The organism is Gordonia sp. NPDC003424, assembly GCF_053588655.1.
This window is the reverse complement of sequence record NZ_JBSFQJ010000004.1, coordinates 243325-269611: the sequence shown is the minus strand read 5'-3', so window position 1 is coordinate 269611 and position 26287 is coordinate 243325. Positions and strand designations below refer to the sequence as shown.

Here is a 26287-nt window from a genome sequence, read left to right as displayed (position 1 = left end):
GATGTCAGATCCTCCGGTCGCTGGAGATGGATTGGGCAATCAGATAGAACCCCAGCACCAGTGCCGAGATCACGATCAGCGGTGCGAGCGAGAACCACGGGTTGGTCTCGAGGTAGCCGTTGCCGGCCGCCAGCACCGAACCCAGCGATGGGGTCGGGGCGCTGACGCCGACGCCGAGGTAGCCCAGGGCACCTTCGATGAACACCGCCAGGGACAGCGACAGCGCGAACTGGACACCCAGAGCCTCGACCGAATTCGGCAGCACGTGGCGCAAGAGGATGCGGGAGTCGGTCGCACCGCTGACCCGGGCCGCCTCCACATAGGGCATCTCGCGGATCCGGAGCACGGCGGTCCGTGTCAGGCGGCCGAAGATCGGGATCTCCGCCAGGCCGATGACGATGCCGACGGTCAGTGCGCCCGGACCGAGGATGGCCGTCAGGGTGATGCCGAGAATCAGCGCGGGGAACGCCAGGATGACGTCGAAGATCCGTTGTGCCACCACGTCGGACACCGGATGGGACACCGTCAGCAACCCGGCCAGGGTGCCGGCGAGCGCACCCAGCGGAACGGCGATGAAGATGATGAGCAGATCGATGCGGATGCCGTAGAGAACGCGCGACCAGACGTCGCGGCTGACATCATCGGTACCGAACCAGTGAGTTCCGCTCGGCGGCAACAGGTATGCGCCGTCGATCTGCTGTTGTGGCCCAAACGGCGCCAATACCGGTGCGGCAATTCCCAGCGCGATCACGGTCAGCACCAGGATCGTGCCCACCAGTCCGGGTCCGTGGATGAGGCTGCGCCACAGCGGGACCCGATTGGTCTGCCGTTCGCGGTCGTCGGGACTCTCTGGCAGCAGGCCGGGTTCGATCTCGGCGATGGCCGGATCGGCGGACTCTGCGCTGGTACGTGTCGAGGAGGACGACGTGCTCTGTGTCATCGGGTTGCTCCCAATCGGATTCGAGGATCGAGCCATGCGTGCAGGACGTCGGCGCCGAGCTGGATCACGATGAACACGGTGACCGACAGCAGCACGAGAACCTGGACGAGCGGATAGTCGCGGGTGAAAATGCCTTCCTCGGTGAGCAACCCGAGGCCGGGCCACCCGAAGATGGCCTCCACCAGCACCGCACCGCCCAACAGCGAGCCGACGGTGATGCCCAGCGCGGTCAGCGTGGACGGAAGTGCATTGCGCAGCGCATAGCGCAGCACGATCGTGCGGTGCGGGACTCCCAGCGATCGCGCGGTCGTCGCGTACGGCTGCCGCAGTTCGGTGCGCAGCGCCTCGGTGAGAAACCGCGCCAGCAACGCGCCGGCCGGCAGTCCCAGGGTGATGGCGGGTAGCAGAGTGTATTGCGCGCTGATCTGCAGGTTGTCGGTGAACCCGTGCGGCGGGGTGCCGCCGGCGGGAAGCCAATGCAGCCGAACCCCGAACGCCAGGATGAGCAAGGTGCCGACCACGAATGTGGGCAGGGCGATCGCGAGCGCATTCACCCCGGTGACAACGGCATTGAGGTAGCGGTTGTCGACGATGGTCGACGCCAGGCTCAGGGTCAGCGCCAGCACGATCGCCACCACGAGAGCCGACAGCGTCAGGATCACGGTGTTGCCGAGACCATAGGCGATCAGGCTGCCGATGCTGCCGCCGACCTGGTAGCTGGTACCGAAATCCAGGGTGATCACACCCCCGATCCACGAAAAGTACTGGGCGACAAAGCTTCGGTCGAGACCGAGATCGTGGCGGATCGCGGCCAGATCCGCGGGTGTCGCATCCGGGCCGGCCAATGCCGATTCCGGGCCACCCGGGATCAGCCGGAGGATCGAGAAGATCAACAGCGAGGCGATCACCAGCACGATCAGGGCGGTGGGCACACGCCGGAGGAGATAACCGGTCATTGGTCTATTGCTTTCCGTGTGAGGTCAGATATGTTCCGGCCAGATGCATCTGGGCCCGCCGGTCCCAGTCGATGCCGCCGACTGACGGGGCCGCGGCGTACTTCTGGAACACCACGCCGATCTCCACGAGGAACAGGTCGTCGAGCATCGAGCGGTCGAGTTGGCGGTAGGCGGCCAGGGCGGTCGGTGAGGTCGGATCCGGGGTCTGCCAAGCGGTGTTCGCGGCTTGCGCATACGTCGGGTTCAGGTAGTTCGAGGAGTTCTTGGCGCCGTTGAACGGATAGGCCGAGACGGCCAGCGTCGACGGCGTGAACTGTGCGAACGCGTGCTGCAGCAGCCACAGTGATTCGAACTTGCCGCCGATCAGCTTGGACGCCTGCTGGGTCTGATCGTTGGGCACCAGATTGACGGTGATCCCGATGTCGGCCAGATTCGACTGCACGATCTCGCCGACCACGCGGTCGACGCCCTGGGTGGAGTAGTCCAGCGTCAGCGGCGGCACCGGCCCGTGCTCGGCCACCAGTTGGCGCGCCTTGTCGATGTCCCGGGTGTAGGTGGTGTTGGCCTCCGGCGCATAGGCCGGCGACCACTTCGGCCACGGCAGATTCACCACGTAGCCGCTCTTGCGGAACACGTCGTTGATGATGCGGGGACGGTCGAGGGCATAGGCGATGGCCTTGCGGATCCGGACGTCGGAGAGCGCCGGATTGGTCACGTTGATGCCGACGTACTCTTGTTGTTCGGCTCCGGTGCAGGTGATCTCGGTGAAACCGTAGCGACCGGTGACCAGCTGCTGGTCGTGATAGTTGAGTCCGGTGGCCACGTCGAGCTGCCCGGTGCGCAGCCGGGTGTAGAGCGACTGCTGGTCGGAGGCGACCGCGAAGGTGACCGACGACAAGGGTGGGGCGCCGCCCCAGTACTTGTCATTGCGGACCAGCTTCACCGACGAACTCGGCTGCCACGACGCGAACTTGAACGGTCCGGTGCCGTTGAACTCGGTGCCCGCCTTGAGTTGCGGCAACGTCGCCTGATCGATGATCGGCGCGGAGTCGAGAAGATCGAAGATGTTGCTGAGTGGATGCGCGAAGGTCAGCACGATGCGATGCGGGTCGCGGGTGTCGAATCCGGTGATGGCGGCCGCGGTCCGCTTGAACTGGGGAGTCCACGGTCCGCCGAGGTAGGCCTTGATCGAGTTCTCCACATCGGTGGAGACGAATGGTCGGCCGTCGTGGAAGGTCACGTCGGAGCGCAGACCCAGGGCGAGCGACCGGCCGTCGGGGGCGAGCTGCCATGTCGTGGCGAGTGCCGGCCGAACGGTCAGGTCGTCGCGGGAGTACCGGATCAGGGTGTCGAAGACGTTCGCCACGACCTGCCCGTTGAGCGACCCCGTGCCGATCTGCAGGAACGCCTTGGGCGACAGGTCGCCGAGTACGCCGACCCGCAGGTTGCCGCCCTGTGGGATCGGTTGCCCGGGGGCCAGTTCCGAGGTGGCCGAATTGTCTTGCTGGGAAACCGCGGACTCGCATCCCGCGGTGAGCAGGGTGAATGCGAGGGCCACAGCAACTGCACGGCACGCGGTGAGCACGCGTCGTCGGGACATGAGTTGAATCGACCTTTCCTCGGTGAGACGGCGGAATGCGCCGGGAATCGAGGAACATCGTCGGGCACGCAGACGCCAAGTTCCAACTGTTTGGTTTTCCTGTCCCAGAAGCCTTGACACAGGCGGTATTCATCCGGCAGCGTGCCGCCTGCCCCCGCTCCCCGAGCAGTCCGGCGACGACGTCGCCGAGCGTGTCGAAGGGGGTCCCCGCACCACAAAGGAGACAATCCCGAATGACCGAAAAGCCTAACGGCACAGGATCATCCATTCCGCCCCACGCCCGCGGCTACGACGGGTTCGGCGGTCGGATCGGCCGTACGTCGTCACAGTCGACGCCGTGGTGGCCGACCGAATCGACGGCGGATGCAGGCGCGCCCAACATCGTCGTCATCCTGGTCGACGACATGGGCTATTCCGACATCGCGCCGTTCGGTGCCGAGATCGACACGCCCAACCTGGACAGGTTGGCGCGGAGCGGGTTCCGACTGAGCAACTACCACACGACACCGGTGTGTTCGCCGGCGCGCGCGGCGCTGCTCACCGGACTCAACCCACACCGGGCCGGCTATGGCAGCGTCGCCAACTCCGACCCCGGGTTTCCCGGGCTGCGGCTCGAACTCGCCGACGACGTGCTCACCCTGCCCGAGATCCTGCGTGCCGGTGGCTACGCGACCTACGCCGTCGGCAAGTGGCATCTGGTGCGTGACGCCAACATGGGGCCCGGCCGGCCGCGTGATTCGTGGCCGTTGCAACGGGGTTTCGACAGCTACTACGGCTCGCTCGAAGGACTCAACTCGTTCTTCTATCCGAATCAGCTCATCGCCGACAATTCGGTGGTCGACGTCGAGGAGTATCCCGACGACTACTACGTCACCGACGATCTGACGGACCGCGCGATCGGCCAGATCAAGGCGCTGCGTGCGCAGGACACCGACAAACCCTTCTTCCTGTACTTCGCCCACATCGCCATGCACGGTCCGCACCAGGTCAAGGAAACCGATCTGCAGAAGTACCGTGGCCGATACGCGCAGGGCTGGGATGACGTGCGGGAGAGTCGGTTCGAACGACAGATCGCGGACGGACTGTTCGACGAGAACACGCCGATCGCGCCGCGCAACACCGAGCCCGGCTACGAGGCACCGCCGTGGGCAGAGCTCACCGCGGATGAGCAGTCGCGGTTCCAGAGGTACCAGGAGGTGTATGCGGCCATGGTCGACAGCGTCGACCAGAGCGTCGGACGAATCGTCGACACCCTGGAGGAATTGGGGGAGCTGGACAACACCGTCATCGTGTTCACCTCGGACAACGGCGCCACCGCCGAGGGCGGCCCGGTCGGAACACGCTCGTACTTCAGCCAATTCGTCCACAGCCCGGTGCCGCCGGACTGGGAGCGCGACGTGCCACACGACGAGGCACTGATCGGATCCGCGGCGTTGGGCGTGCACTATCCCCGCGGATGGGGGCAGGCGTCCAACACGCCGTTCCGGTTCTACAAGGGCCAGACCTTCGCCGGCGGTGTCCGCGTGCCGTTCCTCATCTCCTGGCCCGCCGGACTACACCGCGACGCCGACGACAACGGTGTGCGGCGTCAGTTCTCCTACGTGACCGACCTGACGCCGACACTCCTCGACCTCGCGGGGGTCGGCACGCCCGGTGAACGCAACGGCCGACCCGCGCAGACGCGCGACGGCGTGAGCATCGCCGACGTGCTGCGCAACCCGAAGTCCGAGTCACCACACACCGAGCAGTACGCCGAATTCGGTGGCCATCGCGGGTTCTACCGCGACGGGTGGAAACTCCTGTCGCTGCACACCGATCCACGCTCCGTCGACGACCCGCGGTGGCAACTCTTCGACGTGACGCTCGATCCCGCCGAAACCAACGACCTGGCCGGGGCCTACCCGGAGAAGGTAGCCGAGCTGGCCGCCGCGTGGGAGAACGCGGCCTGGCGCAACACGGTGTTTCCGCTCATCGACGACCCGGCGGCGCTCGCCCGACGACGACCGGCGGAAGATCGCTACGGCACGCCGGTGCGGATACTGCCCGGCACGCCGACACTCGAACGGTACCGATCGAGTCGGCTGATCGCCTACCGCGACTTCGACATCGAGATCGAGTTGTCCGGATGGGGGTCCCGCGACGAGGGCGTCCTGGTCGCGCACGGTGACCCGCAGGGTGGCTACCTGCTCTGCATCGAAAGCGGCAGTGTGCATTTCGTGTACAACTGCTATGGACGGATCGCGCGCGTGGCCGGTGGGATTCCGGTGGGGACGAGCCGGGTGACATTGCATGCCAACGCAACCCCCGATGTGCGGTGGAACTTCGTCGTCGAGGCAGGCGATGGTGCGACGACCACCGTGGTCGCCGAACTCGCCGACCAGTTCCAGCTCGTCGGCATGGCGCCGTGGACCGGCATCTCGGTCGGAGTGGACGCCCGCGGACCGGTCGATACCGAATTGCGGCACAGGCGTGGCATTTTCCGATTCGGGCCGAGCCTTCGGTCGGTGACCTACCGACCCGGTACCGTCCGTGTCCCGGCGCCCGTGCGTCGCGAGATCGCGGAAGCGGCCGAGGCCGCCGCCGACTGACCGCGGTTCAAATCGCTCTGAATATTAGCCTCGTCCCGCACTCGCGGGAGTGTTGAAATCCTCGGGGTATCGAGACGACACCGCCGAACGACAGAAAGAGAATCACATGACATTGGCGCAGATCGACAACCGGACGGACCGGGAGCAGGCCGCGCAGCGCGTCTATGCCGACGCCGGCATCACCGTCGAGAAGCTCGGCGAGCACATCGGTGCACGGCTCTCGGGTGTCACGCTGTCCGGTGACCTGGCTCCGGAGCAGGTCGAGGCCATCCGCACCGCGCTCGCCGTCAACAAGGCGATCGCGTTCAGCGGCCAGCAACACCTCGACGACGGCACGCAGTACGCCTTCGCCGAGCTGCTCGGCGATCCGACCGCGCCACACCCGACCGTCACCTCCCGAGGGTCGCAGCTGTTGACCATCGAGGGGGCGGCCAACAGTTGGCACAGTGACGTCACCTTCGTCGACCGCATCCCGAAGGCGTCGATCCTGCGTGCCGTCACGCTGCCCGCCTACGGTGGCGCGACCACCTTCGCATCGACCGTCGCCGCCTACGAGCAACTCCCGAAGCCGTTGCGCGCGTTGGCCGAGGAACTCTGGGCCACGCACACCAACCTCTATGACTATGTGTCGCAGAAGGAACCGTCGGGCGGGGTCGACGTGGCGACCAAGACCGAGCATTACAAGGAGTTCACCAGCACCGAGTACCAGACCCTGCATCCCGTCGTCCGGGTACATCCGGAGACGGGGGAGCGCAGCCTGCTGCTGGGCCACTTCACCAAGGAGTTCCGCGGTCTCAAGTCCTCCGAGTTCGAGCCGCTCTACCAGCTGTTGCAGGCACGGATCACCAAGCTGGAGAACACGTTCCGGTGGAACTGGAGCCTGGGTGACGTCGTCATCTGGGACAACCGGGCCACCCAGCACTACGGCATCGCCGACTACGGCAACCAGAAACGTGAACTCCACCGCATCACGCTCGCCGGGGACGTCCCGGTGGATGTGAACGGATCGTCGAGCCAGGTGCTGTTGGGCGACGCGTCGCACTACTCGGGTATCGACGACTCCCGGCGACTCTCGGTGTACGCGGCCTGAGTAAGTCGATCTCGATGCGCTCGTCGCAAGCTCCTCGCTTACTCGATCAGCGGAAGGGGTGCGTGCTCCGCTGATCGAGTAGTAAGGCTCCGAGCCCCGCTGCGCTGGGGCCTTGTCCTCCCGCTGATCGAGTAAGGCTCCGAGTGCTGCTGCGCTCGGTCTTGTCCTCCCGTTGATCGAGTAAGGCTCCGAGTGTTGTTGCGCTGGGGCGTGTCCTCCCGTTGATCGAGTAAGGCTCCGAGTGTTGTTGCGCTGGGGCGTGTCCTCCCGTTGATCGAGTAAGGCTCCGAGCGAAGCGAGGCGCCGCATCGAGATCACTTGCTGTCAAAAGGAAGTGGCCTCGATGCGCGGCCTCGCTTCGCTCGGTCGCTTACTCGACCAGCGAGAGTGGCCTCGCTTCGCTCGGTTGCTTACTCGACCAGCGAGAGTGGCCTCGCTTCGCTCGGTCGCTTACTCGACCAGCGAGAGTGGCCTCGCTTCGCTCGGTCGCTTACTCGACCAGCGGCGGGGTGGCGACTCTTTCTCGCGGCCTCGCGGTGGCGGCCTTCGGCGGTCCGGAAGGGGCGTCGGACGTCGTCCTACGTGACGAAACCCTCGCTCTTGAGCCAGTCGTAGGCGACGTCGGCGGGGTCCTCGCCGTCGATGTCGACCCGGCCGTTGAGTTCCTGCATCACCTCATCGGTGAGCTTCTCCGAGATGGGGGCCATCAGCGGGGCGATCTCGGTATATTTGTCGAGAATCTCTTTGCGCACCACGACTGTTCCGCTGTACGGGAGGAAGAAGTTCTTGTCGTCGTCGAGGATCACCAGGTTCAGGTTCTTGATGCGGCCGTCGGTCGTGTACACCATGCCGAAGTTGCAGGGGTCGGCCTTCGCGGTCGCCGTGTAGACGACACCGGAATCCATCTGCGTCGTGTTCCCGGCGGGGACCCCGTTCGGTGTGTTGTACGGGATTCCGTAGGTCTCCAGCATCGGCAGGAATCCGTCTGGCCGGCTGAAGAACTCGTCGTTGATGCAGAAGGTCCGTTCGTCGACGGGGAGCTTCGCCATCTCCGACATCGTCTTGATCTTCAGGCGTTCCGCCGTCGGCGTCGACATCGCGAACGCATAGGTGTCGTTGAAGTTGGCCGGCGGAAGCCAGACGAGGTTGTTCTCTTCGAGTTCGGTCTGGTGAACCTTCTCCCAGAGCTCCTGGGGGTCGGCGATCGTCTCTGTCTCATGGAGATACGTCACCCATGCGGTCCCGGTGTACTCCCAGGTCAGATCGGCGGTTCCGTTGAGCATGGCCTGGCGCGAGGACGCCGAACCCGGAGCATTGGTCATGTCGGTGATGTCGGCCCCGGCCGCCGCGAGATAGGTGGCCGCGATCTTGCCCAACAGCACGCTCTCGGTGAAGTTCTTCGACGTGACCGTGATCGGGGCACCGTCGAGCGGCTTCTTCCCGTCGGGCAGCGACGCGGCATGGAAGGTGCCCGACGAACTCACCAGGCCGCAGCCGGCGAGAACAACGGTGGCCAGCGCAAGCCACACGAGAAGCCCACGGCTCCTCATGAGATGCCCCTCGGAGTGGCGACGAGTTCGACGATGCGGCCGAGCCAGTCGATGGTCAACGCCAGCAGCGCCACCAGAACGGCCCCCGAGACAAGGAGTTTCGGCAAGAACAGCGTCACGCCGGTGGTGATCAGGGTGCCCAGGCTGGTGGCGCCGATGAACGTGCTCAGCGTTGCCGTGCCGACCAGGATCACCAGGGCGGTGCGAACGCCGTTGAGAATCACCGGAACCGCCAGCGGGAGTTCCACCAGCACGAGTGTCCGCACCGCCGAGTAACCGATACCGCGGGAGGCCTCGACGGTGCGCTGATCCACCTGCCGCAGCCCGACGATGGTGTTCTGCAGGATCGGCAGGATCGCGTAGACGACGAGGCCGACGACTGCCGTCTTGAACCCGGTGCCCAGCCAGAAGGTGAACAACACGAGGAGGCCTACCGCGGGTGCCGCCTGACCGACGTTGGCGATGTTGACCGCGATCGGGTTGAGCCAGCGCATCGACGGGCGGGTCAACAGGATTCCGAGCGGAATCGCGATCACCACCACGATCACCGTCGAGACGACGGTCAGTTTGATGTGGTCGAGGAGCGTAATGTGCAGACTGTCCCAACCGAGGGCCGCCTGTTCGGTGTCGGTCAGCGTCGTGGACCGATACCAGACGATGTAGCCGACGAGTCCCGCGACGATGAGCAGTGGCTCCATCCACACATCGATCGGCAGGCTCCGGAACCGCTTCATGATCGTTCGCCGGGTTCGTCGGGCTCGTCCGGCTCGTCGGGTTCGTCGGCGGCGACGATCACCGGCATCTCGTCGGTGTGCGTGCCCTCCGGATGCTCGACATACGACTCGTCGTGAAGATCCGGCCGTGCCTCGGTGCGTTGGGCCCGGATGACCTCCATCACCGCGTCGATACCCAGCGAGCCGACGACGGCACCGCGGCCGTCGGTGATCAACGCACCTCCCTGGCTGGTGTCGAGCATGGCGTCGAGGGCGTCGTTGAGCGTCGACGACCGCGCGACAACGGGCAGGCGGCGGTCGAGGTAGTCGGAGATCTGCGGCTTCGCCGCCACCTCGCCGACCGACGGCCAGGCCCGGGGGCGCCCGTGGTTGTCGACGACGACCACCCAGTCATGGCCGGCCCGGTGCGCCCGGCCGATGACCTCCTGTGAATCCTCGCCCACGGTTGCCGTGGTGACCTTCCCGAGTTCGACGTCGCGCACGCGCGTCAGGGTCAGGTGCGCCAACGTGGCACCGGATCCGACGAATCGTTCGACGAACTCGGAGGCCGGATTGGCCAGGATCTCCTCCGGCGTCGCGTATTGCTCGATATGCCCGCCCTCGGACAGGATCAGGACCTTGTCACCGAGTTTGGTGGCCTCGTCGAAGTCGTGCGTGACCACCACGATCGTCTTACCGAGCTCATGCTGAATCGCGATCAGGCTGTCCTGCAGGCGGACTCGGGTGATCGGATCGACCGCGCCGAACGGTTCGTCCATCAGCAGGATCGGCGGATCCGCCGCGAGTGCCCTGGCCACGCCGACACGCTGCTGCTGTCCGCCCGACATGTCTTTGGGCAGCCGGTCGGCGAAGCTCGCCGCGTCGAGACCGACGAGATCGAGGAGATACTCGGTGCGTTCGGCGATGCGCTTCTTGTCCCACCCGAGGACTCGGGGGATGGCGCCGATGTTCTTGGACACCGACCAGTGGGGGAACAGGCCGCCGGATTGGATCACGTAGCCGATGCCCTGGCGGAGTTTGTCCGGATTCTCGTGTGTCACATCGCGACCGCCGATGAGTATCCGTCCCTCGGTGGGTTCGATGAGTCGGTTGATCATCTTCAGTGTCGTCGTCTTGCCGCATCCCGACGGTCCCACGAAGGTCACGATGTGGCCGGCGTCGATGTCCAGGTCGAGCCGTTCGACGGCCGGTTTGTCCTGTCCGCGATAGCGTTTGACCACTCCGTCGAGTTGGATCGGCACGCCTGTGACGGTGCGATCCGGGGCTGACGTGTCGTTCGGCAGTGTGGTCATTGCAGTCCTTTGGAGATCGTGAAGCGGCCGAGCAGGACGAGGAGGCCGTCGAAGACGAGTGCGATGAGGACGATGAGAATCGTTCCGGTCAAGGCCATCTCGAGGGCATTGGCGCCGCCGAGGCGGGACAGTCCGCTGAAGATCAGTGAGCCGAGCCCCGGCCCGAGGACATAGGCGACGATGGCGGCGATACCGATGATCATCTGGGTGGACACCCGTATCCCGGTCAGGATCACCGGCCACGCGATGGGCAGTTCCACCGTCAACAGAATCCGCCACCGCGACAGCCCGATTCCGCGAGCCGCCTCGATCACCGACGGCGGCACGGAGCGCAGTCCCACGATGGCGTTGCCGATCACCGGCATCGTCGCGAAGAAGGCGAGCATGATGAATGACGGGACGACGCCGAGGCCGAACGGCACGATCAACAATGCGAGCAACGCCAGTGACGGGATGGTGAGCGCGACGCGACTGGTGGTCATGGTGAATGCGGAGAAGAACGGCATCCGGTAGACCGTGACGGAGATGAGTACGGCGACAATGGTTCCGACGAGAACGGTTTGAAATGCCAAGGACGCGTGCTGGTACGTCAGAAATGTCAGCGTCGCCGCATGTCCCTGAACGTAATCCCACAATTGCATTCCGAACAGTGCCTCCTCACCCCCGGGCCGGTCGCGACACCTCAGGAAATGAACGCGGACCTTGTTCGCCACCCTAATGGCCGGTACGGCGGCGATTTGTGGAAATGCCTGCGATTGCCTGTTCTCACTCGAGGGCAGCGACGTTCGACTGCCGCCCTGACCTGGGCTGATTCTGTTTCATAACGATTCGGCGTAACGATCGGCGGTTGCGCCGGCGGCCGATCACAGCTTGGTATCGAAGCATTTCTCGAGAGTGCGGGAACGGATACGCCAGCCGTTTTCGGTCAGCGACCACGTGTCCGCATACCAGAGGCCGATCAGGAACGTCGAATCGTCGGGTGTCTGCATGGGATTCAGACACAACGTACGGCTCGCAGCGGTCGGTCCGTCGACGCGGATGTCATGATTGCCGAGGAGGTGGCAGTAGGCCGAGAAAGCCGGAAGCACCTGCGCAAGCCAGTCTTTCACCTCTGTTCGGTTGCCGACGATGCCGCCCATGACCGAGTAGTCGATGACGGCGTCGTCGGTGAACACGTCGTCGAGATCCTCGAAGCGGCCCGAATCGACAGCGGTGGAGTAGTCCGTGAGGACCTGTTGGATCTCGAGCCGGGCCGAGATTTCCTCGATGCTGAGCATCTCTCTTGATTACCAGCCTCGGCCCCGGCTCGTTAGTGTTGTCTGCATGGCATCCAGCCGGCCGACCGACAGCACCGACGAGGTGAGGCGTGCGCCGCGCGCGAGGATGACCGGCGCACAGCGGCGTCAGCAGCTCATCGATGTCGCGCGCGGTCTCTTCGCCGAACGCGGATTCGAGGGCACGTCCATCGAGGAGATCGCGCAGCGTGCCGGGGTGTCCAAACCGATCGTCTACGAGCACTTCGGCGGCAAGGAGGGTCTCTATGCGGTCGTCGTCGACCGGGAGATGGAGACCCTGCTCGAGATGGTCACGTCGTCGTTGACGAAGAACCGTTCGCTCTACCGGATCCAGCAGGTGGCCCTCGCGTTGCTGACCTACATGGAGGAACGCACGGACGGATTCCGCATCCTGATGCGCGGCGACCGCAGCAATACCGGTGAAAGTGGAACGTACTCAAGCCTTCTCACCGATGCGATCAGTCAGGTCGAGCACATCCTGGCGGGTGACTTCGAACGCCGGGGTTTTGACCCAGCCCTGGCGCCGCTCTATGCGCAGGCCCTGGTCGGCATGGTCTCGGTCACCGCGCAGTGGTGGCTCGACGTTCGCGAACCGTCCAAGGAGGTTGTCGCCGCCCACCTGGTGAATCTCTGCTGGAACGGGCTCACCCGACTCGACCCCCACCCCGAACTCGTCGGCCCGGACTACGTGGAGGCCAGAGACCGGACCACGGCGCCGGATTCCGAAGACGACTAGGGAGACACGCCCTAGCCTTCGTCCGGCGTCCACTCCGATCGGACGAGCGCGGCGAGGGCGTCGGCCGTCCGGTCGCAGAAGTCGTCCGCGTCCAGCAGGCCGACGGTCAGCGCGCGGACCAGCGCAGCGCCCACCAGGAAATCGAAGGCGGCGTCGGCGCGAGCCGCGCGAACCTCGGGTGTCGCGACCGGGATCAGCGCGCTCACCTCGTCGATCAGACGCGCACGAACGCGGTTCTCGACGCGCGTCAGCAGGAATCCGTAGAGATCGGCCTGCTGCTGATACGCCGCCACCAGGCCGGGAATCGCGGCGCGCGTGGCCGGATCGGCCAGGTGCGTGAGGAATGCCCGTACCCACCCCCGAAGATCGCGATGCAGGTCACCGGTGATCGGGGGGAGGGGGATGTCGCGCGAACCGAACACGGCGTCCTCGATGAGCGATTCGCGTCGAGGCCAGCGGCGGTAGACCGTCGGGGTGCCGACGCCTGCCCGTCGGGCGATGGCGGCGATGGTCGCCGCCCCGTAGCCGCCTTCGGCCAGTAGTCCGCGTGCGGCGTCGAGGACCGCGAGGTCCTTGTCGGGATCTCGGGGCCGCCCAGGCGCGGTGCGTGGTTCGGCGGTCACGTCGCGGAGTTTAGCCGAAAACGACCCACTGATTACGTTATGCAACGTAACGTAATGGCACCCGTTCGAGCTGCCGACGAGGAGACTGTCATGCTGACCGCCCACGACGAGTTCTTGTGTCATCAACTCCCGACCACGTTCGATCATCCCGACCAGAGCGACCTGCGCTGGGTCGAACGAATTGTGATGTACGGGTTCGATCGCTCCGGCGACTTGACGGTGATGACCGGGTTGGCCCGATTTCCCAACCGCAACGTCACCGACGCCTACGCGATGGTCGGCCGGCGCTCGGGGGTGACCCGCGTCGTCCGGATGTCGACCGAACTCTCCTGCGCGCCGGTCGGATTGGGCAGCTACACGGTCGGCCCGTACACGTATGCGGTCGAGGATCCATTGCGGCGGACGCGGGTGACATTGAGCGCCAACGACCATGGGCTCGAACTCGACCTGACCCTCACCGGAGACTTCCCGGCCTACGAACAGACCCCGGCCTTCCATCGGGAGCGGGGGCGGGTACGCGAGGACGCGCGCCGCTACTACCAGAACGGCACGTTGACCGGCAGCGTCGTTCTCGACGGCGAGCGCATCGACATCGACCCCGCGCGATGGTGGTTCGGACGAGATCACTCGTGGGGGATACGCAACGGCCCCGGCGGCGGAAGCCTCCCCGACGGTACCGAGATGCAGCCGGGGCTGATTCCCGACGGCGTCCTCTACTACATGGGGATCTTCGAATTTGACGACGAGCTGGTGCATTTCGCACAGCGCGAGGACGGCTCGGGGCGGCGCACGCAGTTCGAGGGCGAAGTGCTCCATCCCCTGTCGACCGGCCGGCCGTCCGCGTCGATCATCGACGTCGAGCACGACCTGAAGTTCCGCGACGACCTCCGCGTGATCAGCGGCGGCACGTTCACGGTCCATCGCTCGGATCGATCGACCAGCCACATCGATGTGACGCCCATCTGCGACTTCTGGCCCGGGCTGGCCGGCTACCAGGAGTTCCGTGGATACGCATCGGGCTATTGGCGCGGAAAGGATTTCATCGACGGCTTCGATGTCGACATCACCGACACGCGAGCGATCGCGGGGGCCACCTTCGTGAGTGAGACGCTGTGCGAGGTCCGGATGGACGGCAAGATCGGCCACGGACTCGTCGAGATGGTCTTCGTCGGGGCCTACCCGCGCTACGGTTACACCGGTTGGTGAGTCGATGACGACTGCACCGATGCCCCGGTTGGCCGCCGATGCCTTGCCCGAAGCATTCGAAAGGATTGCCCGCGAGCGTATCCCGGGCGCCTCTCGTGCGCGGGTGGCGAACTGGCGGCCGGCGTCGCAGGGGTTCTCCACGGAGACCTACCTGTTCGACCTCGTCGACGTCGACGAACGCGACGATCCGGTGGGCCTCGTGTTCCGCAGACCGCCGGAACACCCCGTCCTGCCCGACTATGATCTGCGCCGGCAGTATCTGACCATGGACCGACTGGCCGACAGTCCGGTCCCGGTGCCGACCATGCGCTGGATCGACTCCGCCGGAACGGATCTCGGAACCCAGTATTTCGTGATGGACCGGATCGACGACGTGGTGATGGTCAGCGACGTCCCTCCCTATCACGAAACGGGCGTGTTCGCCGATGCGGACGAGGCCGGACGGGCGACGTTGTGGAACGGCTGCGTCGACCTGATCTCGACAGTGGCCTCCGTCGACGTAAACCGTTGTCGTCTGGGATTTCTCGACCTGCGCGGTTTCGGAACGTCGGCACCGGATCGGCTCGCCGGATTCCTCCGCTACGGGTTGACCTGGGCAAGCGCGCCCGGTTCGGTGGCGCAACCGTTCCGCGACGCGCTCGACTGGCTCGACGCCAACCTGTACGAGCCGGAGTTCGTCGGATTGTGTTGGGGTGACAGCCGGATGTCGAACGTGCTCTACGATCGGAACCTGAAATCCGTTGCGGCGCTCGACTGGGAGATCGCCTACCTCGGGGATCCGGCCGGCGATCTCGCATGGATGTTCGCCACCGATTGGATCAGCAGTTCCGCTCCGGGACACGCGCGAACCCCCGGAACCCCGTCGAGGGAGGAGACCCTGGACCGCTATCGTCGGGCGACTCGACTACGTCTGGATCACATGCACTTCGCCGACGTGACCGCGGCTCTGCTCCTGGCCATCCCGCTGCTGCGACTCAACCGCATCCTGGAACTCGACGGCGTCGATCTCGCGGAGGTCTGTTACGCGAGGCTTGATCACGTGTTCTCCGGACCGGACTCGTAACCCACGCCGACGACAACCCGGCGGTGCGGCATCATCGTCGCATGGTCACTGTTCGTCCGGCGTCGGCCGCCGACTGCGTCGCGATCGCCGACATCTATCGACACTACGTCGAACACACCGTCGCCACCTTCGACTACGTCGCGCCGACCGTGCAGTCGTGGACCGCCAAACTCGACGCGATCCGCACCGCCGCACGTCCGTTTCTGGTGGCCGTCGACGACGATGCGGACCACACGGTGCTCGGCTTCGCCTACCTCGGATCGTTTCGGGAGAAACAGGCATACGCCTGGACCACCGAGGACACCATCTACCTGCGGCCGGACGCCGGGGGCCGCGGCATCGGGTCCGCTTTGCTCGGCGCTCTGCTGGCCGCCGCGGAGCCGAGCAATGTCCGGCAGATCATCGCGGTGATCGCCGCCACGGGCGGCGACGCGTCGGTCGCGGTGCACGCCAAGCACGGGTTCGTCGAGGTGGGCCGGACGCCCTCGGTCGGGTTCAAGTTCGGGCAGTGGGTGGACTGCATCTACATGCAGCGTGCGCTGCCCTGATCGGCTCGTCCGGGCGTGTCTAGAATCGTTCCGGTGTCCACCCCCTCTGCTCTGCACGGACTCGCCAACCTCGCCTGCGCCGACAAGGCCATCGCCGACCTCCTCGGACGTCGGGGCGCCGACCGTCTCGACGTCACCGCACCCGATGCGGCTCGACCGTTCGTCGTCGCCTGCCTCGCACAATCGGCCGATGCGCCGCTGCTGGTCGTCTCCGCGAACGGGCGCGAAGCCGACGACCTGACCGCCGAGCTCGCCGAACTCCTGGACGATCCGGCGTCGGTCGCCCAGTTCCCGTCGTGGGAGACCCTGCCGCACGAGCGCCTCTCACCCAGCGCCGACACCGTCGGTCAGCGGCTGGCCGTCCTGCACCGCCTCGCCCACCCCGCCGACGCCGCCGCCCCGCTGCGCGTGGTGGTCACGACGGTCCGCTCGCTCGTGCAACCCATGGCGCCCGGACTGGGATCGGTGCGCACCGTCACCCTGCGCGAGGGCATCGAGATCGACTTCGACGCGCTGCTCGCCGATCTCGTCGAGATGGCCTACGAACGCGTCGACATGGTCGGTCGTCGCGGCGAGTTCGCGGTGCGCGGCGGCATCCTCGACGTCTTCCCGACGACCGCCGAGTTTCCCGTCCGCGTCGAGTTCTGGGGTGACGAGATCACCGAGATGCGGGCCTTCTCGGTCGCCGACCAGCGCAGCCAGCCGGAGGTCGACGCCGGCGAGGTACGCATTCATCCGGGTCGCGAGCTCGTCCTCACCGATCACGTGCGGTCGAAGGCCGCCGATCTCGCCGCCGACCACGCGGACGATCCGTCCCTGCGCGACATGCTCGCGAAGTTGGCCGAGGGCATCCCGGTCGAGGGGATGGAGGCGCTGATCCCGCTGCTGGTGGATGCGCCGATGCAGATGCTGACCGAGGTGGTGCCGTCGGGAACGAGCATCCTGGTGCTCGATCCGGAGAAGGTCCGCACGCGCGCGTCCGACCTCGCCCAGACCGGTGCGGAATTCCTCGAGGCGTCGTGGACCGCGGCGGCGATGGGCGGGGAAGCGCCGATCGACGCGCGCGGGGGGATCGGTGTCGACCTGCAGGCCAGCGCGTACCGGTCGCTCGACGACGTGGAGAAGACCACGCTGGCCGCGGGCCGGTCGTGGTGGACGATGAGCCCGTTGGCGACCGGCAGCGGCGACGAGGTGATTCTCGATGTGGCGCCGGGCCCGGCGCCGCATGGGCACGACGACGAGATCGCCGCCACGTTCACCAATCTGCGCGCGCACGTCGGCACCGGTGGGTCCGCGGCAATCGTGGTGGCGGGCAAGGGAACCGCACAGCGGGTCGTCGAACGTCTGGCCGAGGCGGAAGTCCCCGCACAGTCCGCGGAGCCGGGTTCGCGGCCCGAGCCCGGACGGGTGTCGGTCTACCACGGCACGCTGCGTCACGGTCTGATCTGCCCGGACGCCGGTCTGGTCATCGTCACCGAGACCGACCTGACCGGCAACCGGGTCGCCGGAGTCCGCGACGGACGCCGCCTGCCCGCCAAGCGGCGCAACCAGGTCGACCCGCTGGCCCTGACCGCCGGTGACCTCGTCGTGCACGATCAGCACGGCATCGGCAGGTTCGTCGAGATGATCGAGCGCACCGTGTCGGGTGCGCGCCGCGAATATCTGGTGCTCGAGTACGCGTCGGGGAAACGCGGACAGCCCGCCGACCGGCTCTACGTCCCGATGGACGCCCTCGATCAGCTGTCGCGCTACGTGGGCGGCGAGCAGCCGGCGCTGTCCAAACTCGGCGGCTCCGACTGGCAGAACACGAAACGTAAGGCCCGCAAGGCAGTTCGCGAGATCGCCGGTGAGCTCGTGCAACTCTACGCGGCCCGCCACGCCGCACCCGGCTTCGCGTTCAGCCCGGACACCCCGTGGCAACGCGAGATGGAGGACGCGTTCGACTTCACCGAGACCATGGACCAGCTCACGGTGATCGCCGAGGTCAAGAGCGACATGGAGCGACCGGTGCCGATGGACCGCGTGATCGTCGGCGACGTCGGATACGGGAAGACCGAGATCGCGGTGCGCGCCGCGTTCAAGGCCGTGCAGGACGGGAAACAGGTCGCGGTGCTGGTGCCGACAACGATTCTGGCGCAACAACATCAGCAGACCTTCACCGAACGCATGAGCGGCTTCCCGGTGCGCGTGCGCGGACTGTCGCGGTTCACCGACGCCAAGGAATCCAAAGAGATCATCGACGCGATGGCCTCCGGCGAGGTCGACATCGTCATCGGTACGCACCGGCTGCTGCAGACCGGGGTCACCTGGCGCGACCTCGGCCTCGTGATCGTCGACGAGGAACAGCGTTTCGGTGTCGAGCACAAGGAGCACATCAAGTCGCTGCGGACCCACGTCGACGTACTGACCATGTCCGCCACCCCGATCCCGCGCACGCTGGAGATGTCGATGGCCGGCATCCGGGAGATGTCGACGATCCTCACGCCGCCCGAGGAACGCCATCCGGTGCTGACCTACGTCGGTGCGTACTCGGCCAAGCAGGTGGCGGCGGCGATCCGGCGAGAATTGCTGCGCGACGGCCAGGTGTTCTACGTGCACAACCGTGTCTCCACCATCGACAAGACGGCCAAGGAGATCGCCGACATGGTGCCCGAGGCGAGAGTCGTTGTGGCGCACGGTCAGATGAACGAGGATCATCTCGAACGCACGGTGTCCGGTTTCTGGAACCGCGAATACGACGTGCTCGTGTGCACGACCATCATCGAGACCGGCCTCGACATCTCGAACGCGAACACATTGATCGTCGACCGCGCAGAGAATCTCGGACTCTCCCAGCTGCACCAGTTGCGCGGCCGGGTGGGGCGTAGCCGAGAACGCGGCTACGCCTACCTGCTCTACAGTCCCGAACGGCCGCTCACCGAAACCGCCTACGACCGGCTGGCGACAATCGCGCAGAACAACGAACTCGGCGCCGGGATGGCGGTGGCGCTCAAGGATCTCGAATTGCGCGGCGCCGGAAACGTCCTGGGGGCCGAGCAGTCCGGGCACGTGGCCGGTGTCGGTTTCGATCTCTATGTGCGGCTGGTCGGGGAGGCCGTGGAGGCCTACCGCGCCGCCGCGGACGGTCAGACGATCGAGTCGACCGAACCGGCCGAGGTGCGGATCGATCTGCCGGTCGACGCGCACATTCCGGTCGAATACGTCGACTCCGATCGCCTACGGCTGGAGGCGTATCGCAAGCTGGCCTCGGCCACCGACGACGACGCCGTCGACGGCGTGCTCGCCGAACTCACCGACCGCTACGGCGATCCGCCGGAGGAGACCAAGCGGCTCGCCGGTATCGCCCGCCTGCGTCTGCGGTGCCGGGAACGTGGCGTCACCGAAATCGGCTTGGCCGGAACAGGTGTCAAGATCGCGCCGCTCAACTTGCTCGACAGCGAACAGGTCCGGCTCAAGCGGCTGTACCCGGCGGCCACCTATCGGGCGACGACTTCGGTTGTCACGCTGCCCATCCCGCGGACCGGCGGGGTGGGCTCGGCCAGGCTGCGCGACGACGAGCTCGTCGACTACCTGACCGCCTTCCTACGCGCGCTCAAACCGTCGTCGGGGGAGCCGACGAGATGACTGAAAGGGTCGGTACGCAATGACCGTCGTGCTTCTGGATCCACTTCGGCCCGATACGATCCCGATCCGCGCGTGGCGTCACCTGACCGGGACCGTGCTGGTCACCGAGGATGTGCCGGCCGCACTCCTGTGGGAACTCGGGCATGTCGAGCCGGCCCTCGACGACTCCGACCCCTCCCTCACGCTGCTGAGCGCCGACCGGAACCATTCGCTGGTGACACGGCGGATCGAGCTCGGCGAGGACGTGGTTGCGGCCGAACGGGTTCCGGGTGACGACCTGCTCGAGGCGGTGGCCCTCATGGACACGTTGCGCCGCAACGGGCCGTGGGAGAGCACGCAAACGCACGTCTCGTTGCGTCGCTATCTGCTCGAGGAGGTCTACGAACTCCTCGACGCGATCGACTCCGGAGACCCCGACGACCTGCGCGAGGAGCTCGGAGACCTGTTGCTGCAGGTGCTTTTTCACTCGCGCATCGCCGCCGACGACCCGGAGCGTCCGTTCGACGTCGACGACGTGGCCCGCAGTTTCACCGTGAAGGTGTCCCACCGCACCCCGGGCGTGCTGTCCGGTGCGCACGCGGATCTCGAGACCCAGATCCGGGAGTGGGAGGAACGCAAGGCCGCCGAGAAGAACCGCGGTTCGGTCCTCGACGGCATCGCCACGACCGCGCCCGCGCTGAGTCTCACCCAGAAGGTGCTCGAGCGTCTCGAGGCGGCGGACTTCCCCATGGAGACCATCGATCCGATCATCACCACGGTCTTGGTGGCGCCCGGCGGGGACAGCATCGAGGAGTTGACGCGGCAGCGGACCCGCGCCCTGATGGATCAGGTGCGGAATGCGGAGAGCCGGGCGGCGGAGGCCGGAGTCGCGCTCACGACGCGGGATGCGTGGTCGGCCCACCTGGAGTGAGTAGCGCCGCGACACGTCGCGCACCCGGCGTCGCGCATTGGGAACCATGTTAGGGCTGCCTCACCTATAGTCGGATCTGGCGGAACTCTCCCAGTGACTGGTGGTGCGTGTGAGCGTTGAGACGGTTGATCAGCCGGCTCGCCCGGTCACGCCGACGTCGCCCGGCGCTCGCCTGGGGCCGCTGTCGCACGCGGCGATCGTGCTCATCCTGGTGGCCGTGCTCGTCGGGCTCACCTTCGTGGGTTTCTTCGTCGGCTCCGGGGACTACTCGATCGCCGACGCCTGGCACGCGCTGTTCAACGTCGGCGATCCGACGACCCTCGAGGTCATCCGGAACAATCGCGTCCCCCGCACCCTGCTCGCCGTGCTCGTCGGCGTCGCCCTCGGCTCGGCCGGCGCCATCATGCAGGGACTGACCCGAAACCCGCTCGCCGACCCCGGCATCCTCGGCGTCAACTCCGGCGCCTACTTCGCGATGGTCGTGGCGGCGGTCGCCTTCGGGGTCAGCAGCACCGGTGGATACATGGCCGCCGCGATGGTCGGCGCCTTCGCCGCCGCAACCCTGGTGTACTACGTCGGTTCCCGCGGCATCAGCGGCACCAGCCCGGAGAATCTGGTCCTCACCGGCGTCGCGGCCGGCTCGATCTTCAGCGGCATCGGCTTCGGCCTCACCATGATCGACCCGAAATCCTTCGACACCATCCGCTCCTGGCAGGTGGGCACTCTCGACGGTCGCGGCTGGACCGAGGTGTCGGTGGTGTGGATACCGATCCTCGGCGCCGCGACACTGTCGATGCTCCTCATCCCGTACGTCAACGGGCTGGCCCTCGGTGACGACCGCGCGCAAGCGCTCGGCATCCCGGTGCGACGCGTCCGGCTCGCCGGGTTCGTGCTGCTGACGGTGCTGTGCGGGGCGGCGACGGCCGCGCTCGGTCCGATCACCTTCGTGGGTCTCATGGTGCCGCACGTGGTGCGCATCCTGTTCGGCCCGGACAACCGGTGGCTGTTGCCGGTGTGCATCGTCGTCGGTCCGATCGTGATGGTCGGGTCCGATCTCGTCGCGCGGGTCGCCACCGCCGGCGAACTCCCCGTCGGGATGGTGACCGCGTTCATCGGTGCGCCGGTGCTCATCGCGCTCGTCCGCCGTCAGGGAGGCACCGGGGAATGACCGTCCAGGATCGGGTGTCCGGTGATTCCGCGCCCGACACGCCCGCCGCCCGGTGGCCGCGCCGGACCAAGTTTCTGCGCGTGGGTGCGCTGAGCCTGAAGGTCGACGTGGCCGCCGTCGCCATCTCGGTGCTGCTGATCGTCGTCGCGCTCGCCGTCGCCGTGTGGTCGCTCGGTGTGAGCACCACCGACACCCCGCGTCTCGGCTTCGTGGAGACCCTGCGAGTCCTGGCGGGACAGGTCTCGGGCAGCCCGGCCAACCTGGTGGCCGCCGCCCTGCCGGCGGTGCTCATCGCGGTGGTCGGCGGCGCCGCGTTGGCGTTGTCGGGAGCGATCTTCCAGACCATCACCCGTAACCCGTTGGGCAGTCCCGACATCATCGGTTTCACCACGGGCGCCTACTCGGGTGCCCTGATCGCGATGCTGGTGATGGACCTCGACTACACCGGCGCCACGATCGGCGCCCTGATCGGATCCCTGCTGACCGCGGCCGCCGTCTACTTCCTCGGCATGCGCGGCGGTACCAGCGGATACCGCTTCGTCGTCGTCGGCATCGGCGTCAACGCGATGCTGGTCGCGTTCAACGGCTATCTGATCGCATCGGCAAACGTGCAGAACGCGGCATCGGCGGCGTCGTGGGGTATGGGCGACCTCCACGACATCCGCATGTCGGACACCATTCCGGTCGTCGTCGGGCTCGTGATCCTGGTGCCCTTCCTGATCGTGGCGGCCCCGCGCATGCGCATGTTCGAGCTGGGGACCGACTCCGCGCAGAGCAAGGGCGTCGACGTCGCGCGCACCCAGCTGGTCCTGCTGGTGCTCGGCGTCGGATTCGCCGCGGTCATCACCGCCGTCGCCGGACCGATAGCGTTCGTCGCACTGGTCGCCCCGCAACTGGCGGCACGGATCTCGCCGGGACCGGGCATCCCGCTGGTGACGTCGGCCGCGGTCGGCGCGGTGCTCCTCGTCAGCTGCGACGCGATCGCCCGCACCATCCTGGCCCCGACGGTGCAACTGCCGGTCGGCGTGGTCACCACCTCGATCGGCGGTCTCTATCTGTTGGGACTGCTCATCGCCCAGTCACGAAAGGCCCGGCCATGACCACCGACGGCACGAGTCCCACTCCGACGGGCCGGCTCACCGGGCGCGCACTGACCGTCGGATACGACGACAACACCATCCTCGCCGGTCTCGACGTGGTGATTCCCGACGGCTCGTTCACCGTCATCGTGGGCCCCAATGCCTGTGGCAAATCCACTCTGCTGCGGGCACTGTCGCGGCTGCTGATCCCGCGCGAGGGCGCCGTGCTGCTCGACGGTAAGGACGTGAAACGCTTCGGCGGCAAGGAGTTCGCGCGGGAAGTGGGTCTCCTGCCGCAACAGTCGATCGCCCCCGACGCCATCACCATCATCGACCTCGTATCGCGGGGCCGCTTCCCGTACCAGACGATGTTCCGGCAGTGGACCGATGCCGACCAGGCGGCCGTCGACTTCGCGCTGCGCGTCACCCGCCTCACCGATCTCTCGCAGCGGCGCGTGCAGGCACTCTCCGGCGGTCAGCGCCAACGCGTCTGGATCGCGATGGCGCTGGCGCAGGAAACCCCGATTCTGCTGCTCGACGAACCGACCACTTATCTCGACCTCGCCCATCAACTCGAGGTGCTCGACCTGTGCAGCACCCTGAACCGAAGTGGCACAACACTCGTCGCCGTGCTCCACGACCTGAATCAGGCCGCCCGGTACGCCACGCACATCATCGCGATGCGCAGCGGGGAGATCATCGCGCAGGGGCCGCCGTCCGAGGTGATCACCGCCGACATGGTCGAACGCACCTTCGGCGTCCGGGCCCGCATCATCGACGACCCCGAATCGCATACCCCGTTGGTGATCCCGCTGGGTGACGGCGCCGTCGCCTTCGACGACGTGCCCGGAGACACCGCCAACCTGAGGGCGTCGAAATCATGACCGCCATCCCGACCCCGACGAAGGAGTTCCGATGACCACAGCAGTCCGGCGAGCCGTCACGTTTCTGAGCCTGGTCGTGATGGTCCTGTTCGTGGGAACGGCGTGCGTGCAATCGGATTCGACCGAGAACCCGGTGTATTCGAACCCGTCGGAGACCCCCGATCTCGGTTTGCCCGACAATCCGCGCGTGGTGGCCCTGGGCTGGTCCGACGGCGAGATCGCGCTGAGCCTCGGGGTCAAGCCGGTGGCGATCTACGACTGGATGTCCTTCGGCGCCGCGAACAAAGGTGTCGGTTCGTGGGCGACGGACGAATTCGGCTCGGACACACCACAGATCATCGATGCGGCCAGTGCCGGGGACTTCAACTACCAGCAGATCAAGGAACTCGACCCCGATCTCATCCTGAACGTGCGCGCCAAGGCCGACTCCAAGGTCACCGACAGCCTCAAGGCGATCGCGCCGGTGGTCACCGCACCGGCCGGCACCCCGGACTACGCGATCAACTGGAAGGTGCAGACCCAGCTGATCGCCAACGCGCTCGGAAAATCCGCGGAGGGAGAGAAGCAGATCACCGAGACCACCGACCTACAGGCGAAGATCCGTTCCGAGAACCCGGATTTCGCGGGCAAGACCTTCGTGTGGGGGGCCAAGTTCGGCACCGCCTACGGCGCGTACCTGCCCGGCGACGCCCGTTTCGACACCATCGCCGAACTCGGCTTCGTCGAGTTTCCACCGGTGAAAGACCTTCAGGCGCAGGGCTTCTTCGCCACGGTCCCGGTCGAGAAGGTGTCCGCCCTCGACGCGCAGGTGGCGGTGTTCTCCACCATCGGCATGCCGTTGTCGGCCCTGCAGTCCGACAACCTGATCAATTCGTTGCCGGTGACGCGGGACGGCCGCGCAATCGAGATGGGGGAGACCGATCCCATCGCCCAGGCGATGTCGGCGGGCACCCCGGAGTCGTTGCGCTTCGCCCTCGACGGACTCACCCCGCAACTCGCCGCCGCCACCGCCAAGGTGCAGTAGCGAGGGTATTGTTCCCCCGGAATTCAGAGGGAAGAACCGACGAGGCCTTGCCGGATGACCTACGACTTGTACTCGAACATCTCCTTGCCGTACCAGTCGCCGATCTTCGACAGTCCCGGCGGAATCGCGAACAGCGAGCTCGAGATCGGCGCGATGTACTCGTTGAGCCCGTCCTGCGCGAGGCTGTTCTGGATGCGCACGAACTGTTCGTGAGCGTTCTTCTGGTAGGCGATGAAGAACAGGCCGGCGGCGAGAGTGCCGGTGCGCGTGTCGATTCCGTCGGTGTAGTTATAGCCGCGGCGCAGGATCTGGGCACCGCCGTTGTTGTCCGGGTGTGCCAGTCTGACGTGGGCGAAGCGGTCGATGGCGTACTTGCCGTTCGGCTTTCGCTGCGTGAAGTCGACCGTGTCGAACTCCTGGGAACCCGACAGCGGAGCCCCGGTCGACTTCTCGCGGCCGAAGATCAACTCCTGGTCGGCGATGTCGTCGGAATCCCAGGCCTCGATGTGCATCCGGATCTTGCGCGTGACCAGATACGTGCCGCCCTTCATCCACGGCTGGTCGGTCTCGTCGCCCACCCATACCCACTGGTCGGCGACGGCCGGGTCCTCGGCCTTGATGTTGGCGGTTCCGTCCTTGAATCCCATCAGGTTTCGCGGGGTCACCTGCGACGTCGAGGTGGCCGACGCCCGACCGAACCCCTCCTGGAGCCATCGCATCTCGACCACGCCACGCCCGATCCGGGCGAGGTTGCGCACGGCGTGGAAGGCGACCTGGGGGTCCTCCGAACACGCCTGCACACAGATGTCGCCGCCGCTGATCGACTGGTCGATCAGCGTGTCGGTGGCGAGCTGGCCGAGCGGCTTGAGCGCTGCAGGCATCTTGTCCCGCAACCCGAATCGGTCGTCGAACATCGACGGCCCGAAACCGACCGTGACGGTCAAGCGGTTGGGGCCGAGGTCGAAGGCCTCCCCGGTGTCGGCGGGGGGTGATCCGGGCCGGGTCTCGACCGGGCCCACCGGTTTGCCCTGCGTCATCAGACTGGCCGCCGCCGCCCACCTGGCCAGCGTGACCTGAAGACCCTGCAAGGTCGCGGTGTCGGACAAGTCGAATGCCGCGAAGACCAACGAATTCTGTTGTGTGGTGATCACTCCGGCCTGATGGGTGCCGAAGAAGTCGACCTTCTCGTCGGCGCTGTCGGTGGGTTCCGGCGCTGCGGCATACCCGATGGCAGCGCCGGCGGCACCGCCGACGACGACACCGGCCAGCCCGACCGCGCCGAGGAAGCCGCGCCGGCCCATGCGGGGTCCGCGAGCGTCCGGCGTTGCCTCCCCGTCGGCAGCCGGTGGGGTGGGGGTGGTGTCGTCGTCGGACATC

At 66.5% G+C, this 26287-nt stretch carries 22 protein-coding genes; 12 read left to right on the top strand and 10 right to left on the bottom strand.

The window, feature by feature from the left end; genetic code table 11:
- Positions 1–4: 4 nt before the first annotated feature.
- From ACWDTI_RS08635 to ACWDTI_RS08625, 3 genes are read right to left on the bottom strand one after another with little or no spacing between them, the layout of a single operon-like run.
- Entirely contained in the window at positions 5–940 is a 936-nt protein-coding gene (locus ACWDTI_RS08635) for an ABC transporter permease (protein ID WP_449737651.1), read from the bottom strand.
- Positions 937–1896 (bottom strand): ABC transporter permease, encoded by a 960-nt coding sequence (locus tag ACWDTI_RS08630; protein ID WP_449737650.1) that lies wholly within the window; start codon positions 1894–1896, stop codon positions 937–939. Before ACWDTI_RS08630 ends, ACWDTI_RS08635 begins: the two co-directional genes overlap by 4 nt.
- Before the next feature lie 4 nt (positions 1897–1900).
- Complete coding sequence (locus ACWDTI_RS08625; protein WP_449737649.1) at positions 1901–3496, bottom strand: ABC transporter substrate-binding protein; 1596 nt, start codon at positions 3494–3496, stop codon at positions 1901–1903.
- A 233-nt stretch (positions 3497–3729) separates the two neighbouring features.
- Between ACWDTI_RS08625 and ACWDTI_RS08620 the strand changes: the two genes are divergently transcribed.
- On the top strand, positions 3730–6084 hold the full coding sequence (locus tag ACWDTI_RS08620; RefSeq protein ID WP_449737648.1) for an arylsulfatase: 2355 nt from the start codon (positions 3730–3732) through the stop codon (positions 6082–6084).
- Between the two features lie 106 nt (positions 6085–6190).
- Positions 6191–7174: a TauD/TfdA dioxygenase family protein gene (locus ACWDTI_RS08615; RefSeq protein WP_449737647.1), complete on the top strand. Its 984-nt coding sequence runs from the start codon at positions 6191–6193 to the stop codon at positions 7172–7174.
- A 578-nt stretch (positions 7175–7752) separates the two neighbouring features.
- Here ACWDTI_RS08615 and ACWDTI_RS08610 read toward each other — a convergent pair.
- From ACWDTI_RS08610 to ACWDTI_RS08590, 5 genes are all read right to left on the bottom strand, one after another.
- Positions 7753–8724, bottom strand: coding sequence for a glycine betaine ABC transporter substrate-binding protein (locus tag ACWDTI_RS08610; RefSeq protein WP_449737646.1), 972 nt, complete (start codon positions 8722–8724; stop codon positions 7753–7755).
- Positions 8721–9458 carry an ABC transporter permease gene (locus ACWDTI_RS08605; protein ID WP_449737645.1) on the bottom strand — a complete coding sequence of 246 codons (738 nt, stop codon included), beginning with the start codon at positions 9456–9458 and terminating at the stop codon, positions 8721–8723. The genes ACWDTI_RS08610 and ACWDTI_RS08605 overlap by 4 nt, the downstream gene beginning before the upstream one ends.
- Entirely contained in the window at positions 9455–10750 is a 1296-nt protein-coding gene (locus tag ACWDTI_RS08600) for an ATP-binding cassette domain-containing protein (RefSeq protein ID WP_449737644.1), read from the bottom strand. The genes ACWDTI_RS08605 and ACWDTI_RS08600 overlap by 4 nt, the downstream gene beginning before the upstream one ends.
- The gene (locus ACWDTI_RS08595) at positions 10747–11391 is read right to left on the bottom strand and encodes an ABC transporter permease (RefSeq protein WP_449737643.1); all 645 of its coding nucleotides are present in this window, start codon (positions 11389–11391) and stop codon (positions 10747–10749) included. Before ACWDTI_RS08595 ends, ACWDTI_RS08600 begins: the two co-directional genes overlap by 4 nt.
- A 222-nt stretch (positions 11392–11613) precedes the next feature.
- A complete protein-coding gene (locus tag ACWDTI_RS08590) occupies positions 11614–12027 on the bottom strand; it encodes a nuclear transport factor 2 family protein (RefSeq protein ID WP_449737642.1) in 414 nt (137 codons plus the stop codon).
- Positions 12028–12073: 46 nt separating this feature from the next.
- Here ACWDTI_RS08590 and ACWDTI_RS08585 point away from each other — a divergent pair, with 46 nt between their 5' ends.
- The gene (locus ACWDTI_RS08585) at positions 12074–12781 is read left to right on the top strand and encodes a TetR/AcrR family transcriptional regulator (protein WP_449737641.1); all 708 of its coding nucleotides are present in this window, start codon (positions 12074–12076) and stop codon (positions 12779–12781) included.
- Positions 12782–12792: 11 nt separating this feature from the next.
- On the opposite strand, the gene ACWDTI_RS08580 is transcribed toward ACWDTI_RS08585, so the two are convergent.
- Positions 12793–13404, bottom strand: coding sequence for a TetR family transcriptional regulator (locus ACWDTI_RS08580; protein WP_449737640.1), 612 nt, complete (start codon positions 13402–13404; stop codon positions 12793–12795).
- 90 nt (positions 13405–13494) lie between these two features.
- Here ACWDTI_RS08580 and ACWDTI_RS08575 point away from each other — a divergent pair, with 90 nt between their 5' ends.
- The 9 genes from ACWDTI_RS08575 (at position 13495) to ACWDTI_RS08535 (ending at position 24910) form a co-directional block, all read left to right on the top strand.
- On the top strand, positions 13495–14610 hold the full coding sequence (locus ACWDTI_RS08575; RefSeq protein WP_449737639.1) for a hypothetical protein: 1116 nt from the start codon (positions 13495–13497) through the stop codon (positions 14608–14610).
- A gap of 4 nt (positions 14611–14614) precedes the next feature.
- Positions 14615–15673 (top strand): phosphotransferase family protein, encoded by a 1059-nt coding sequence (locus tag ACWDTI_RS08570; protein WP_449737638.1) that lies wholly within the window; start codon positions 14615–14617, stop codon positions 15671–15673.
- Positions 15674–15714: 41 nt separating this feature from the next.
- Positions 15715–16221, top strand: coding sequence for an N-acetyltransferase family protein (locus ACWDTI_RS08565; protein ID WP_449737637.1), 507 nt, complete (start codon positions 15715–15717; stop codon positions 16219–16221).
- Positions 16222–16254: 33 nt separating this feature from the next.
- Positions 16255–19845 carry a transcription-repair coupling factor gene (mfd, locus tag ACWDTI_RS08560; RefSeq protein WP_449737636.1) on the top strand — a complete coding sequence of 1197 codons (3591 nt, stop codon included), beginning with the start codon at positions 16255–16257 and terminating at the stop codon, positions 19843–19845.
- A 19-nt stretch (positions 19846–19864) separates the two neighbouring features.
- Complete coding sequence (locus ACWDTI_RS08555) at positions 19865–20755, top strand: MazG family protein (protein WP_449737635.1); 891 nt, start codon at positions 19865–19867, stop codon at positions 20753–20755.
- Positions 20756–20864: 109 nt separating this feature from the next.
- Positions 20865–21923: a FecCD family ABC transporter permease gene (locus ACWDTI_RS08550; RefSeq protein ID WP_449737634.1), complete on the top strand. Its 1059-nt coding sequence runs from the start codon at positions 20865–20867 to the stop codon at positions 21921–21923.
- Entirely contained in the window at positions 21920–23023 is a 1104-nt protein-coding gene (locus tag ACWDTI_RS08545; RefSeq protein ID WP_449737633.1) for a FecCD family ABC transporter permease, read from the top strand. Before ACWDTI_RS08550 ends, ACWDTI_RS08545 begins: the two co-directional genes overlap by 4 nt.
- The gene (locus ACWDTI_RS08540; protein WP_449737632.1) at positions 23020–23886 is read left to right on the top strand and encodes an ABC transporter ATP-binding protein; all 867 of its coding nucleotides are present in this window, start codon (positions 23020–23022) and stop codon (positions 23884–23886) included. Before ACWDTI_RS08545 ends, ACWDTI_RS08540 begins: the two co-directional genes overlap by 4 nt.
- A gap of 31 nt (positions 23887–23917) precedes the next feature.
- On the top strand, positions 23918–24910 hold the full coding sequence (locus ACWDTI_RS08535) for an ABC transporter substrate-binding protein (protein ID WP_449737631.1): 993 nt from the start codon (positions 23918–23920) through the stop codon (positions 24908–24910).
- 59 nt (positions 24911–24969) lie between these two features.
- Here the strand turns inward: ACWDTI_RS08535 and efeB are convergent, their stop codons facing one another.
- Entirely contained in the window at positions 24970–26286 is a 1317-nt protein-coding gene (gene efeB, locus ACWDTI_RS08530; RefSeq protein WP_449737630.1) for an iron uptake transporter deferrochelatase/peroxidase subunit, read from the bottom strand.
- Position 26287 lies beyond the last annotated feature (1 nt).

What these genes read in the sequence shown, in the direction of transcription:
- ACWDTI_RS08565 (WP_449737637.1), top strand. Translation starts at nt 15,715, where the DNA reads ATGGTCACTGTTCGTCCGGCGTCGGCCGCCGACTGCGTCGCGATCGCC.
- ACWDTI_RS08570 (WP_449737638.1), top strand. Translation starts at nt 14,615, where the DNA reads ATGACGACTGCACCGATGCCCCGGTTGGCCGCCGATGCCTTGCCCGAA.
- ACWDTI_RS08625 (WP_449737649.1), bottom strand. Translation starts at nt 3,496, where the DNA reads ATGTCCCGACGACGCGTGCTCACCGCGTGCCGTGCAGTTGCTGTGGCC.
- ACWDTI_RS08605 (WP_449737645.1), bottom strand. Translation starts at nt 9,458, where the DNA reads ATGAAGCGGTTCCGGAGCCTGCCGATCGATGTGTGGATGGAGCCACTG.
- ACWDTI_RS08590 (WP_449737642.1), bottom strand. Translation starts at nt 12,027, where the DNA reads ATGCTCAGCATCGAGGAAATCTCGGCCCGGCTCGAGATCCAACAGGTC.
- ACWDTI_RS08600 (WP_449737644.1), bottom strand. Translation starts at nt 10,750, where the DNA reads ATGACCACACTGCCGAACGACACGTCAGCCCCGGATCGCACCGTCACA.
- ACWDTI_RS08615 (WP_449737647.1), top strand. Translation starts at nt 6,191, where the DNA reads ATGACATTGGCGCAGATCGACAACCGGACGGACCGGGAGCAGGCCGCG.
- ACWDTI_RS08585 (WP_449737641.1), top strand. Translation starts at nt 12,074, where the DNA reads ATGGCATCCAGCCGGCCGACCGACAGCACCGACGAGGTGAGGCGTGCG.
- ACWDTI_RS08545 (WP_449737633.1), top strand. Translation starts at nt 21,920, where the DNA reads ATGACCGTCCAGGATCGGGTGTCCGGTGATTCCGCGCCCGACACGCCC.
- ACWDTI_RS08630 (WP_449737650.1), bottom strand. Translation starts at nt 1,896, where the DNA reads ATGACCGGTTATCTCCTCCGGCGTGTGCCCACCGCCCTGATCGTGCTG.
- ACWDTI_RS08635 (WP_449737651.1), bottom strand. Translation starts at nt 940, where the DNA reads ATGACACAGAGCACGTCGTCCTCCTCGACACGTACCAGCGCAGAGTCC.
- ACWDTI_RS08610 (WP_449737646.1), bottom strand. Translation starts at nt 8,724, where the DNA reads ATGAGGAGCCGTGGGCTTCTCGTGTGGCTTGCGCTGGCCACCGTTGTT.
- ACWDTI_RS08535 (WP_449737631.1), top strand. Translation starts at nt 23,918, where the DNA reads ATGACCACAGCAGTCCGGCGAGCCGTCACGTTTCTGAGCCTGGTCGTG.
- ACWDTI_RS08555 (WP_449737635.1), top strand. Translation starts at nt 19,865, where the DNA reads ATGACCGTCGTGCTTCTGGATCCACTTCGGCCCGATACGATCCCGATC.
- ACWDTI_RS08575 (WP_449737639.1), top strand. Translation starts at nt 13,495, where the DNA reads ATGCTGACCGCCCACGACGAGTTCTTGTGTCATCAACTCCCGACCACG.
- ACWDTI_RS08620 (WP_449737648.1), top strand. Translation starts at nt 3,730, where the DNA reads ATGACCGAAAAGCCTAACGGCACAGGATCATCCATTCCGCCCCACGCC.
- efeB (WP_449737630.1), bottom strand. Translation starts at nt 26,286, where the DNA reads ATGTCCGACGACGACACCACCCCCACCCCACCGGCTGCCGACGGGGAG.
- ACWDTI_RS08595 (WP_449737643.1), bottom strand. Translation starts at nt 11,391, where the DNA reads ATGCAATTGTGGGATTACGTTCAGGGACATGCGGCGACGCTGACATTT.
- ACWDTI_RS08540 (WP_449737632.1), top strand. Translation starts at nt 23,020, where the DNA reads ATGACCACCGACGGCACGAGTCCCACTCCGACGGGCCGGCTCACCGGG.